The organism is Mesorhizobium japonicum MAFF 303099, assembly GCF_000009625.1.
GTDB classification, from domain to species: Bacteria; Pseudomonadota; Alphaproteobacteria; order Rhizobiales; family Rhizobiaceae; genus Mesorhizobium; species Mesorhizobium japonicum.
In genome coordinates, this window is the sequence record NC_002678.2 from 2,786,472 (window position 1) to 2,798,102 (window position 11,631).

General features: G+C 64.6%; 11 protein-coding genes. 4 read left to right on the forward strand and 7 right to left on the reverse strand.

Annotated elements, in window-relative coordinates; all coding sequences use genetic code 11:
• Positions 1 to 25 precede the first annotated feature (25 nt).
• Positions 26 to 901 (forward strand): class I SAM-dependent methyltransferase, encoded by an 876-nt coding sequence (locus tag MAFF_RS14610; protein ID WP_032931819.1) that lies wholly within the window; start codon positions 26 to 28, stop codon positions 899 to 901.
• A gap of 25 nt (positions 902 to 926) precedes the next feature.
• Here the strand turns inward: MAFF_RS14610 and MAFF_RS14615 are convergent, their stop codons facing one another.
• The 5 genes from MAFF_RS14615 to argJ form a co-directional block, all read right to left on the reverse strand.
• Positions 927 to 1,106 carry a Flp family type IVb pilin gene (locus MAFF_RS14615; protein ID WP_010911686.1) on the reverse strand — a complete coding sequence of 60 codons (180 nt, stop codon included), beginning with the start codon at positions 1,104 to 1,106 and terminating at the stop codon, positions 927 to 929.
• Between the two features lie 110 nt (positions 1,107 to 1,216).
• Positions 1,217 to 1,534: a hypothetical protein gene (locus MAFF_RS14620; RefSeq protein ID WP_032931820.1), complete on the reverse strand. Its 318-nt coding sequence runs from the start codon at positions 1,532 to 1,534 to the stop codon at positions 1,217 to 1,219.
• 129 nt (positions 1,535 to 1,663) lie between these two features.
• Entirely contained in the window at positions 1,664 to 2,086 is a 423-nt protein-coding gene (mutT, locus tag MAFF_RS14625) for an 8-oxo-dGTP diphosphatase MutT (protein WP_010911688.1), read from the reverse strand.
• A gap of 8 nt (positions 2,087 to 2,094) precedes the next feature.
• Positions 2,095 to 2,847 carry a GNAT family N-acetyltransferase gene (locus MAFF_RS14630; RefSeq protein WP_019861363.1) on the reverse strand — a complete coding sequence of 251 codons (753 nt, stop codon included), beginning with the start codon at positions 2,845 to 2,847 and terminating at the stop codon, positions 2,095 to 2,097.
• Between the two features lie 29 nt (positions 2,848 to 2,876).
• The gene (argJ, locus tag MAFF_RS14635; protein WP_010911690.1) at positions 2,877 to 4,118 is read right to left on the reverse strand and encodes a bifunctional glutamate N-acetyltransferase/amino-acid acetyltransferase ArgJ; all 1,242 of its coding nucleotides are present in this window, start codon (positions 4,116 to 4,118) and stop codon (positions 2,877 to 2,879) included.
• A gap of 169 nt (positions 4,119 to 4,287) precedes the next feature.
• On the opposite strand from argJ, the gene MAFF_RS14640 reads away from it, so the two are divergent.
• Positions 4,288 to 5,517: a caspase family protein gene (locus tag MAFF_RS14640; protein ID WP_010911691.1), complete on the forward strand. Its 1,230-nt coding sequence runs from the start codon at positions 4,288 to 4,290 to the stop codon at positions 5,515 to 5,517.
• 21 nt (positions 5,518 to 5,538) lie between these two features.
• Here the strand turns inward: MAFF_RS14640 and MAFF_RS14645 are convergent, their stop codons facing one another.
• Complete coding sequence (locus tag MAFF_RS14645; RefSeq protein ID WP_010911692.1) at positions 5,539 to 6,756, reverse strand: MFS transporter; 1,218 nt, start codon at positions 6,754 to 6,756, stop codon at positions 5,539 to 5,541.
• Between the two features lie 193 nt (positions 6,757 to 6,949).
• Here MAFF_RS14645 and MAFF_RS14650 point away from each other — a divergent pair, with 193 nt between their 5' ends.
• Positions 6,950 to 7,546 carry a TetR/AcrR family transcriptional regulator gene (locus MAFF_RS14650; protein WP_010911693.1) on the forward strand — a complete coding sequence of 199 codons (597 nt, stop codon included), beginning with the start codon at positions 6,950 to 6,952 and terminating at the stop codon, positions 7,544 to 7,546.
• Between the two features lie 75 nt (positions 7,547 to 7,621).
• Here MAFF_RS14650 and MAFF_RS14655 read toward each other — a convergent pair whose 3' ends face one another.
• Complete coding sequence (locus MAFF_RS14655) at positions 7,622 to 8,533, reverse strand: peptidylprolyl isomerase (protein ID WP_010911694.1); 912 nt, start codon at positions 8,531 to 8,533, stop codon at positions 7,622 to 7,624.
• 261 nt (positions 8,534 to 8,794) lie between these two features.
• Between MAFF_RS14655 and secA the strand changes: the two genes are divergently transcribed.
• Entirely contained in the window at positions 8,795 to 11,527 is a 2,733-nt protein-coding gene (secA, locus tag MAFF_RS14660; protein ID WP_010911695.1) for a preprotein translocase subunit SecA, read from the forward strand.
• Positions 11,528 to 11,631: the final 104 nt, after the last annotated feature.

Consider the following 11,631-nt stretch of genomic DNA (forward strand, 5'->3'; position numbering starts at 1 on the left):
GCGTGGACAAACAAGGATCCACCCGTTGCAGCCCATTATGGATACCTCTTTGTGGCTGGCGCACAAGCGGCGCGCGGTCAGCCATCCGGTCGACGGCGCCGATTTCCTGATGAACCGCGCCGCCGAGGACCTTGCAGACCGGCTGGGCGCCGTCGAGCGCCGGTTCGGCAAGGCGGCGGTGCTGTTTTGCCAGACGTCGGCCGCGGCCGATGTGCTCGCCGCCAGCGGCAAGGTCGCGGATATCGTCCGCGTCGAGGCGGATACGGCTTTCCTGACCGGCGGCGGCGCCGGCTTAATCGCACCGTTCGAAACCGTGCCGTTCGAGCCGGAGAGCCTCGATCTGGCGGTGTCGCTTCTGTCGATGCAGGCGATGAACGACATTCCCGGCATGCTGATCCAGATCCGCCGCGCGCTGCGGCCGGACGGACTTTTCCTTGGCGCCTTTGCCGGTGCCGGCACGCTTTTCGAGTTGCGCGAAAGCCTGCTTGCGGCCGAGACGGAACTTTACGGCGGCGCCAGCCCGCGTGTCATCCCGTTCACCGACGTGCGCGATGCCGGCGCGCTTTTGCAGCGCGCCGCCCTTGCCCTGCCGGTCGCCGATGTCGAGACCGTGACGGTGCGCTATGCCAATTTGTTTGCGTTGATGGCCGATCTGCGCGCCATGGGCGAAACCAGCGCACTCACCGACCGCAGCCGACGGCCGGGCGCACGCCAGCTGTTTGCCCGCGCGGCCGAAATTTACGCCGAGCGGTTTTCCGACGCCGACGGCCGCGTAAGGGCAAGTTTCTCGATTGTCTGGATGTCCGGCTGGGCGCCCGACGCCTCGCAGCAAAAACCGCTGAAGCCAGGGTCGGCCAAGGTCTCGCTGAAGACGATACTTGAGGCTCCCGACGGGCAATGATCGGCGTCAGGCGCCGACAGCCAGATCAGGGTGCGAAGGCGTTCGCAAGCCGGCTGCCATTGTCGCTGAACAGCCAGGTGATCGAGTTGAAGACCTGACTGATGCCGGCGACGATGGTCAGCGACAACACAGCGACGATCAGGCCATATTCGACCGCCGTGGCGCCGGTTTCGTCCTTCAGAAATCGCAGCAGCACTGCTTTCATGACCTCAACCCCTCTCGCCAGGATACTACCGCCGATCTGTTAAGAAAGGTTAATGGCAAAGGCTTAACAGGCAGTGAAACGGCCGCCCTTCCCCAAACATCTTAGCCATGTCAGCAGTCGCCGCTGGTTCTGCCATCGGAGCTGATGATGCAGACCGAACCGGGCTGCGCCTGCAGCACGCTGCGGCGCACCGTATAGGTGCTGCGATGGCTGATCGAGCCGGTGGCCGTCATGTCGAGACCACCGGAAAAACTATCGCGCGTCGATTGCGAGCGCGTCTGGCTGTCGAGGAAAGGGGTCGCAATCAGCGCCAGCGCCACCGCGGCCGAGCCGAACAGCAGCGTCACGCGCAGAATGCCCATGCCCGCATCGGCGGCACGAAAGCCGCGGTCGGGCCGGATCGAATCCCAATCCCTGTCGAGGCTCATAACTATCGCTCCCCAGCCAATCCGCGACGCGGCCGCGACGACACGGCCATCCATCAATTTTTCATGATGAGATAAATCTTCCATTAACGCTGACTGATATGGGCCCGTGGCCCGCTCCGTCCCGGATCCTCAGAGCAGATCGATCAGGAACGGGATCAGCGGCGCGTCGGCCGGCGGCATCGGATAGTCGCGCATCTCTCTCGGCCGCACCCATTTCAGCGCCTGCCCTTCCCGGGGCTGGGCGATGCCGCGGAAGCGGCGGCAGACAAACAGCGGCATCAACAGATGGAAGTCGTTATAGGAATGGCTGGCGAAGGTAAGCGGCGCCAGGCACGGGATTTCGGTCTCGATGCCGATCTCCTCGTGCAATTCGCGGATGATGCATTGTTCCGGCGTCTCGCCGGGCTCGACCTTGCCGCCGGGAAATTCCCACAGGCCGGCAAGCTGCTTGCCCTCGGGCCGCTGCGCGAGCAGCACCCGGCCGTCGGTATCGACCAGCGCGCAGGCCGCGACCAGGAGCAGGCGCTTGCCGGCATTGGCCAGATCATTCATGCCCAATTTCACTCATGACCAGGCGGCCGGCGATAATGGTAGCGATAGACTTCCTCGAAGCCGAGCGACCGATAGAGCGCCAGCGCCGGCACATTGCCGGCCTCGACCTGCAGCCAAGCCTCCCGCGCGCCGCGCAGCCGCGCCCATTTCAGCGCTGACCGGATCAGGTTGCGGCCATGGCCCTTGTTGCGCGCCGCCTTGTCGGTGGCTACTTCGAACAGGCCGGCGAGATCGCCGTCATGCACGCAGATCAGCGTCGCCAGCGCCTCCGCCCCATCTTCCAGTGCGAACAGCCCGGCCTCTGGCTGGATGGCGCCGATGATCTCCGACAGGCCGGGCCGCAGCGAAACGTCCGAGCCGCTGACCTTGAGCGACGCGCCGATGAAGCGGCTGATGTCCTTGAGCGGAATCTGGTCCATCGCGGCATCGAGTTGGGCGTCGGCCAGCGGCAACCGCATGACCAGCGATTCGTCGAACCGACTCCAGCCCTCCTTGTCGAGATGGCCGGCAAGATCGGGACCCGACAGCGGCGACATGCGGAACGTCAGCGGCCTGCCATAGGCATCGAAACGGCGGCTGGCCCGGCCGATGCGGTCGGCTATGTGCTGGATATCGCCGGGATCGAGCGGGTTGACCGAATTCAGCCGCTTGGCCGGGTGGCCGGCCGTGAGCCGCACCACCCAGGTACCGTCATAGTGGACGGCGGCCGCCGGCCAGGCGCGAAAGCCGGCCGCCTCGTAGCGGCGCACGATCGCGAGCATGCTTGCCGGATGCCTGGAAGCCAAAACCGTCAGCTCCGATAATCGCCGTTGATGGCGACATATTCCTTGGTGAGGTCGCAGGTCCACACCGTCGCCTTGCCGCGGCCGATGCCGATGTCGGCACGGATGCGGATATCGTCGCGCTTCATGTAAGTCGACGTCGCTTCCTCGGAATAGCCGGGGTCGCGCTCGCCCTCATGCGCCAGCCTGATATCGCCGAACCAGATCGACAGCCGGTCGCGGTCGGCGGGCTCGCCGGCCTTGCCGACGGCCATGACGACACGGCCCCAATTGGCGTCCTCGCCGGCGACCGCTGTCTTGACCAGCGGCGAATTGGCGATCGACAGCGCGATGCGCTTGGCCGAGCGGGCCGATTTCGCGCCGGTGACGGTGACTTCGACCTGCTTGCGGGCGCCCTCGCCGTCGCGCACCACCTGCAGCGCCAGCGACTTCAGCACCTTGCCGAGCGCCCGGCGGAACTGACCGAGCCGTGCGTCTTTCGGGTCGGTGATTTCAGGCGCACCGCGCTTGGCGGCCTTGCCGGTGGCGAAGATCAGCAGTGTGTCGCTGGTCGAGGTGTCGCTGTCGACGGTCACCGCGTTGAAGGTCTTGGCCGTGCCGCGCGACAGCAGGTCCTGCAGCACGGGGGCCGCGATCGGCGCGTCGGTGGCGATGAAGGACAGCATCGTCGCCATGTCGGGGGCGATCATGCCGGCGCCCTTGGAGATGCCATTGATGGTGACATCGGTGTCACCAAGCTTGACGGTCTGCGTCGCCACTTTCGGATAGGTGTCCGTGGTCATGATGGCCTTCGCCGCCTCGGTCCACAGGTCGGGCTTGCCATCACTGACCAGTCCGGCAAGCAGATGGCTGAACTTGGTCGTGTCGAGCGGCTCGCCGATGACGCCGGTCGAGGCCAGGAACACCTCACCTGCCGTGCAGCCGGCAGCCTTTGCCGCCGCCTCGCCGGTCAGCGCGGTGGATTCGCGGCCCTTCTTGCCGGTGAAGGCGTTGGCATTGCCGGAATTGACGACCAGCACCCGGGCCTTGCCGGCGGCAAGGTTCTGGCGGCAGAAATCGACGGGCGCCGAGGGGCATTTCGACTTGGTGAACACGCCGGCGACCGCAGTGCCGGCATCGAACACCATGGCCAGCAGGTCGGTACGGTTCTTGTACTTTATCCCCGCTTCGGCGGTGGCGATGCGCACCCCTTCAATGACAGGCATTTTGGGGTACTTCTTCGGCGCGAGCGGCGAAATCGTCGTGGACATGGGGACCTCGGGCGGGAAAATCGCAAGGGGAAGGCCGGTTTGCCCGATACGGCGCGCCGGCGCAAGGGCGTTTTCGCCGCGCCTGCCGGGGCGGCGGACCGCGCCGGATTAAGCCTGCATTTCAAATCTGTTGGCGTCGCCGGGACCTGTGGCGCTATGATTGCGCCCCATGGGCAGGCTTGCGATCCTCGCTTGGGCATTTCTGGGACTGTTGCTGCTGAGCGCCGACGCTGAGCCGGCGCGGCGCGTGGCGCTCGTCATCGGCAACGGCACCTATGCCGAGGCCGGCACGCTGGCCAATCCGGTCAACGACGCCCTCGACATCGCCGACAAGCTGCGCTCCATCGGTTTCGAGGTCATCGAAGGCAACGACCTCGGCAAGCGCGAGCTCGAACGCAGCATCGGCGAATTCTCCGATGCGCTCGAAGGCGCCGGGGTCGGGCTTTTCTACTATGCCGGCCACGGCCTGCAGGTCGACGGGCGCAACTACATCGTGCCGGTCGACGCGAAGCTTGACATGCCGGTGAAACTGCAGCTCGAAGCGGTACCGATCGACGAAGTCCTCGACATCATGGAACAGCAGACCAAGGTCAGCCTGGTGTTTCTCGATGCCTGCCGCAACAATCCGTTTGCCCGCAGTCTAAGCCGCACCGCCACGACGCGCTCGGCGACCGCGCTCGCCGGTCTCGCGCAGTTCGATTCGACGCGCGGCTCCTTCATCGCCTTCTCGACCGCGCCAGGCGCGGTCGCCATGGACGGCACCGGGCGCAACTCGCCCTTTGCATCAGCCCTTTTGCGGCACATCGCCGAACCCGGCCAGAGCATCAACGACATGATGATCGCGGTGCGCCGCGACGTCGTTTCGCAAACCCGCGAAGGCCAGCGCCCCTGGGAGCAGGGCTCACTGCTCGAACGTTTCGAGTTCGTCCCGGGTGACGGGCCAGCCCCGAAGCCCAAGCCGGCGGCCGAGCCGGCGTCGGCCCCACGGGTCGCGGCGCTGGAGCGCTCCGTGGGCGATGACAAGGCTTCGATCGAACAGTTCCTGCGCCGGGATTATCTGGCGCCCGACACCAGGACGATGGCCGAAACGGTCAAGCGGATCTACGGCTCGTCGGCCACTATTTTCGGTACACGCTACGACGCCGATGCCATCGTCAAGGTGAAGACCGACTGGTTCGCGCAATGGGCTTCGTGGTCGCTCGGGCTGGAACCCGGCAGCCTGGAGATCACGCCGCATGGCGAGGACCGCACTGAGGCCGCCTTTGCCATGCGCTACGACTACGTACCGAAGGACAAGTCGGCGGCACGGCTGACCGGCAAGGCGCGCGTCACGCTTGGGCTGGTCAAGGCCGCGGAGGGATGGCGCATCGAATCCGAAACCTCGCAGGCGATGCAATGATGCGCTGGCCCGGGCGCGAATTCACGCCCTTTGGCGCGACATGAATTCGGTGGCGAAACAAAGCAGTGCCGCAACCGGCAGCGCCAGGCCGATCCAGGACACCAGTGGCCAGCCGTCTTGCGCATAGGCCCAACCGCCGACACCCGAGCCGATGGCGCCAGCGATGAAGAACGTCGCCATGTAGAGCCCGTTCAGACGGCTGCGATGGGCGGCGCCGAGCGCGAACAGGTCGCGATAGCCGAGGACAAGGTTGGTCTGCACGCCGAAGTCGAGGACGATGGCTGCGGCAACCAGCAGCGCCAGCGAAAGCGTCGAACCGCTGGGGGCGATATGGGTTACGAGAAAGGCGACGGCGACGCACAGCATGGCAAAGGCTGTCGCCGGGCGGCTCCATCCGCGGTCGGCAACCCTTCCGGCGAGCGGCGCGGCGATAGCGCCGGCGACACCGGCCAAGGCGAACAGGCCGATGCCGCGCTGCGTCAAGCCGAAATCGGGTCCGGCCAGCAGCAGCGGTGTCGTCGTCCAGAACAGGCTGAAGGCCGCGAACAGGAACGCCTGATAGAGAGCCCGCCGCCGCAGGACCGGCGTCGAGCGCGCAATCTGCACCATGGACGCCAACAGTGCGCCATAGCTCAGACGCGCCGTCGGCACGCGCCTGGGCAGCGCGAACCGCAGCACCACGGTCAGCAGGATCATAACGGCGCAAGAGGTGAAGTAGACCACATGCCAGGACGACAGCGCGGTGATGAAACTGGAAAACGGCCGTGACAGCATTATGCCCAGCAACAATCCCACCGACACATTGCCGACCACGCGGCCACGCCTGGCCTCCGGCGCCAGATGCGCCGCATAGGGGATAAGGGTCTGCACCGCGACCGAGCCAAGGCCGACAAACAGCATCGCGGCCAGAAAAAACGCCGGCTGCGTTGAAATCGCCGCGCCCAATAAGGCGAGCGTCGCAACGGCGAGTATGCCAAGCACGAGCCTGCGGTTCTCGATCAGGTCGCCAAGCGGCACGATGAACAGCAGGCCCACCCCGTAGCCGATCTGCGCCATCGTAACGATCAGGCCCGCCGCATGTGGCGGCAGGCCAAGTTCGGCGCCAATCGGGCCAATCAATGGCTGTGCGTAATAGATATTGGCAACGATCAGCCCGCAGGCGGCAGCCAGCAAGAAGGTCATCCAATTCGAAATTGTCGTCTCGGCGGATGCGGAGCCGGATGCGGTAATGGTGGTCATGATGATGTCCATCGGAACGAAACGTTCCGTTGAATAGAACGAGCCGTTCCGTTTCGTCAAGCGATGATGTATGAGCATCTCTTGGCATCGGTGTATTTTGCGGCCAAATGGCTTCGTTTGGTCCGCAAAAGACAAACGGTTGCCGGCGGGTTGTTTCAGCCGAAACGAGAAACCGCTTCAGGAGGAACGGCTCATGGGCGAAATCGCCGATCCGGCACGCAAATCGATTGGCGCCAGGCGCAATCCCGACAGCGCCGAAGCCATTCTGGAGGCTGCCGAAGCCGTGCTGATCGAGGCCGGCTATGCCGGTTTCTCGATCGAGGCGGTGGCGCGCCGCGCCCGTGCCGGCAAGCCGACCATTTACCGCTGGTGGCCTAGCAAGGCGGCGCTGCTGCTCGAAGTCTACCAGCGCCAGAAGCGCGTCGACATTCCCGATACGGGAAGCCTGGAGGAGGATCTCGTCGGCTTCCTGGTCAATCTGTTCGCGCATTGGCGCGAGACATCGTCGGGCAGCGTCTTCCGGTCGCTGATCGCCGAGGCACAGTCGGATGAAACCGCGGCGGCGGCCCTGGCGGGCTATGCCGGAGCGCGCCGCACCCACACCGGCCAGATCATCGAGCGCGCCAAGGCGCGGGGCGAGATCGCCGGCGATATTGATCCGGGCGTGGTTGCCGATATCATCGCTTCCTACGCCTGGCGGCATCTCCTGACCAACCGGCTCGATGAACCCAAGGCCACGATACGCAAAATGGTCCGCTATCTCCTGCAAGGCATAGCAGCCGGCAGATAACGGCATGGCGGTCAACAAAAAAAAGGGCGCGGCAACCCTTGGCTGCCGCGCCCTTTTTGAAAAGATCGTTCAGACTTACTTGCCGGCTTCCATCGTATCGACGGCCTGCTTCAGCTTGGCGTCGGGGATCTCGACCTTGGCGCCGGCGCGCAACGACTTGACCAGGGCGAAATACTTGTCGCGGATGACCGCCTGCTTGGCCTGGTCCTTGACGTCGTCGAAGGCCGGCGGCTGCTTGGCGCGCTTGTCCTCGAGCTTGATGACATGCCAGCCGAACTGCGTCTGCACCGGCTGCTCGGTGTATTTGCCGACCTCGAGCGCGAAGGCTGCCTTGTCGAACTCCGGCACCATCTGGCCAGGCCCGAACCAGCCTAGGTCGCCGCCATTGGACTTGCCCGAGGGGTCGCTGGTGTGCTCGTTGGCGAGCTTCTGGAAATCACCGCCTCCGTCGAGCTGCTTGATGATCGCCTCGGCCTCTTCCTTCGTCTTCACGAGGATGTGACGGGCATGCACCTCGTTGACCGGCGGCGTGTTGGCGATTTCCTGGTCGTAGCGAGCGCGGATCTCGGCGTCGGTGACCTTGTTGACGACGCCCTTCTCGACCATCTCGCCATGCAGCGCGCGTTGCTGCAGGAAGGCCATGCGGCGCTGGAAGTCGGGATCCTTGTCGAGACCGTCGGTAACGGCCTTGGCGGCCATGACGCGGATCTCGATGGCCGCCGAAAGGGCAGCCGCGCGGCGCTGTTCGGGCGGCAACTGCGCGAATTGCTGCGACAGCTCGCCTTCGGCAAGCACCAGGTCGGCTTCGGTCAGGGGCTGGCCGTTGACCGTGGCGACCACGGCATTCGGGTCGACCGGCGCCGCAGCGGGTGCGGCCGGAGCAGCAGGAGCGGCCTCCTGCGCCATGACGGGCGACAGGCAAAGAGCCGACAGGCCGAAGGCCAGACCAAGGCTGGCAAGCGACGCACGGCGGAACAACAAGGGCATAAGGATGACTCCGGTGAAGGATTGTAAGGAGGGGTGGCTTCCAATCAGCCAGATTGTGGCGGAATTTGGCGCGACCGGCAGGGCCAGCGCGGCGTTGACATCAGTTGAGCCCCCTCTTATCTGTCCAACGACTTTGCGTCCAGAACCGTTTTCCGGGCGCTTTTTGTGTTTGCCCGTATTCAGGCGGTGCGATCACGCGGATTTGATGGGGCCGGCCGGCGCCTGTCTCAAGATTGAGAATTCTATCGAAAGGACCATTGGATGGTCAGTCTCGGCGGTCTCGCCCGTAAGGTTTTCGGTTCCTCCAACGACCGTCGGGTCAAATCGACCCGGCCCCGTGTCGAGGCGATCAACGCCATGGAAAACGAGATGCGGGCGCTCTCCGACACCGAACTCGCGGGGCGTACGGAAAAATTCCGCCAGGACATCGCCAATGGCGCCAGCCTTGACGACCTTCTGGTCCCGGCCTTCGCCACCGCGCGCGAGGCGGCACGCCGCGTACTCGGCATGCGCCCCTTCGACGTCCAGCTGATCGGCGGCATGGTGCTGCACAATGGCGGCATCGCCGAGATGCGCACCGGCGAGGGCAAGACCCTGGTGGCGACACTGCCAGTCTACCTCAACGCACTCGCCGGCAAAGGCGTCCATGTCGTCACCGTCAACGACTATCTCGCCACCCGCGACTCCGAATGGATGGGCCGCGTCTACAAATTCCTCGGCCTCTCGGTCGGCGTCATCGTCCATGGCCTGTCGGACGAGGAGCGCCGCGTCGCCTACGCATCCGACGTCACCTACGCCACCAACAACGAGCTCGGCTTCGACTATCTGCGCGACAACATGAAGTATGAGCGCGCCCAGATGGTGCAGCGCGGCCACAATTACGCGATCGTCGACGAAGTCGATTCCATCCTGGTCGACGAGGCGCGCACGCCGCTGATCATTTCCGGTCCGCTCGAGGACCGTTCGGAAATGTACAACACCATCGACACTTTCATCATCCAGTTGCAGCCGCAGGATTATGAGATCGACGAGAAGCAGAAGACCTCGATCTTCACCGAGGAAGGCACCGAGAAGCTGGAGAACCTGCTGCGCGATGCCGATCTGCTCAAGGGCGAGTCGCTCTACGACGTCGAGAACGTCGCCATCGTCCACCATGTCAACAATGCGCTGAAGGCGCACCGGCTGTTCCAGAAGGACAAGGACTATATCGTCCGCAACGGCGAGATCGTCATCATCGACGAATTCACCGGCCGCATGATGCCCGGCCGCCGCTATTCGGAAGGCTTGCACCAGGCGCTGGAAGCCAAGGAGCATGTGGCGATCCAGCCGGAGAACCAGACGCTCGCCTCCGTCACCTTCCAGAACTACTTCCGCCTCTACAAGAAGCTGTCCGGCATGACCGGCACGGCGCTGACCGAGGCCGAGGAATTCGGCAACATTTACGGTCTCGAAGTCACCGAGATTCCGACCAATCTGCCGGTCATCCGCAAGGACGAGGACGACGAGGTCTACCGGACGGTCGAGGAGAAGTACAAGGCGATCGTCAAGGAGATCCGCGAAGCCAGCGCCAAGGGCCAGCCAACGCTGGTCGGCACCACCTCGATCGAGAAGTCCGAGCAGCTGGCGGATCGCCTGCGCAAGGAAGGTTTCAAGGATTTCGAGGTGCTGAACGCTCGCCACCACGAGCGCGAAGCGGCGATCGTCGCCCAGGCCGGCAAGCCCGGCGCCATCACCATCGCCACCAACATGGCCGGCCGCGGCACCGACATCAAGCTCGGCGGCAATGCCGAGATGCGCATCGCCGACGAACTGGGCGACATGCCTGAGGGCCCCGAGCGCGAGGCGCGCGAGAAGGAAATCATTGCCGACGTCGAGCGCCTGAAGGAAAAGGCGCTGGCCGCCGGCGGCCTCTACGTGCTCGCCACCGAGCGCCATGAATCGCGCCGTATCGACAACCAGTTGCGCGGCCGCTCCGGCCGCCAGGGCGACCCCGGCCGTTCGAAATTCTTCCTGTCGCTGCAGGACGATTTGATGCGCATCTTCGGCTCCGAGCGCATGGACGGCATGCTGCAGAAGCTCGGCCTCAAGGAAGACGAAGCGATCATCCACCCCTGGATCAACAAGGCGCTGGAGAAGGCGCAGAAGAAGGTCGAGGCGCGCAACTTCGACATCCGCAAGAACCTGCTGAAGTATGACGACGTCTCCAACGACCAGCGCAAGGTGGTGTTCGAGCAGCGCATCGAGCTGATGGACGGCGAAGGCCTGTCGGAAACCATTGCCGAGATGCGCGAGGGCGTCATCGACGAGATCGTCGCCAAGGCCATTCCCGAAAACGCCTATGCCGAGCAGTGGGATGTCGCCGGCCTGAAGGCTGAGGTCGCCGAATTCCTCAATCTCGACCTGCCGGTCGAGGACTGGGCCAAGGAAGAGGGCATCGCTGAGGACGACATCCGCGAACGTATCACGCAGGCCGCCGACGCCGCCGCCAAGGAGCGCGCCGAGCGCTTCGGCCCCGAGGTGATGAACTATGTCGAGCGCTCCGTGGTGCTGCAGACGCTCGACCATCTGTGGCGCGAGCACATCGTCAACCTCGACCATCTGCGTTCGGTCGTCGGCTTCCGCGGCTACGCGCAGCGCGATCCGCTGCAGGAGTACAAGGGCGAGGCCTTCGAGCTGTTCCAGGCGATGCTCGGCAATCTGCGCCAGGCCGTCACCGCGCAGCTGATGCGCGTCGAACTGGTCCGCCAGGCCGCCGAAGCCCCGCCTCCGGAAGCGCCCGACATGTTCGGCACGCATATTGACGGCACCACCGGCGAGAACGATTTCGAAGGCGGCGAAACCGCCCTCCTGGTGCGCCAGGAGCAGAACGCCGTCGTCGCCCCCGAAGACCGCGACCCGAACAACCAGGCGACCTGGGGCAAGGTCGGCCGCAACGAAGCCTGCCCCTGCGGCTCCGGCAAGAAATACAAGCACTGCCACGGGGCGTTTGCTTAAGGGCGCCGCTTCCTTCCCCCGTCACTGTACGGGGAGAAGGAAGCTCTCCACCCACGTTTTCTTAATGTGTCTCCGCTACACCAACGCCTGAAAAAGAGGCGGAA

What these genes read in the sequence shown, in the direction of transcription:
- MAFF_RS14650 (WP_010911693.1), top strand. Translation starts at nt 6,950, where the DNA reads ATGGGCGAAATCGCCGATCCGGCACGCAAATCGATTGGCGCCAGGCGC.
- MAFF_RS14640 (WP_010911691.1), top strand. Translation starts at nt 4,288, where the DNA reads ATGGGCAGGCTTGCGATCCTCGCTTGGGCATTTCTGGGACTGTTGCTG.
- MAFF_RS14630 (WP_019861363.1), bottom strand. Translation starts at nt 2,847, where the DNA reads ATGCTCGCGATCGTGCGCCGCTACGAGGCGGCCGGCTTTCGCGCCTGG.
- argJ (WP_010911690.1), bottom strand. Translation starts at nt 4,118, where the DNA reads ATGTCCACGACGATTTCGCCGCTCGCGCCGAAGAAGTACCCCAAAATG.
- mutT (WP_010911688.1), bottom strand. Translation starts at nt 2,086, where the DNA reads ATGAATGATCTGGCCAATGCCGGCAAGCGCCTGCTCCTGGTCGCGGCC.
- secA (WP_010911695.1), top strand. Translation starts at nt 8,795, where the DNA reads ATGGTCAGTCTCGGCGGTCTCGCCCGTAAGGTTTTCGGTTCCTCCAAC.
- MAFF_RS14615 (WP_010911686.1), bottom strand. Translation starts at nt 1,106, where the DNA reads ATGAAAGCAGTGCTGCTGCGATTTCTGAAGGACGAAACCGGCGCCACG.
- MAFF_RS14620 (WP_032931820.1), bottom strand. Translation starts at nt 1,534, where the DNA reads ATGAGCCTCGACAGGGATTGGGATTCGATCCGGCCCGACCGCGGCTTT.
- MAFF_RS14645 (WP_010911692.1), bottom strand. Translation starts at nt 6,756, where the DNA reads ATGACCACCATTACCGCATCCGGCTCCGCATCCGCCGAGACGACAATT.
- MAFF_RS14655 (WP_010911694.1), bottom strand. Translation starts at nt 8,533, where the DNA reads ATGCCCTTGTTGTTCCGCCGTGCGTCGCTTGCCAGCCTTGGTCTGGCC.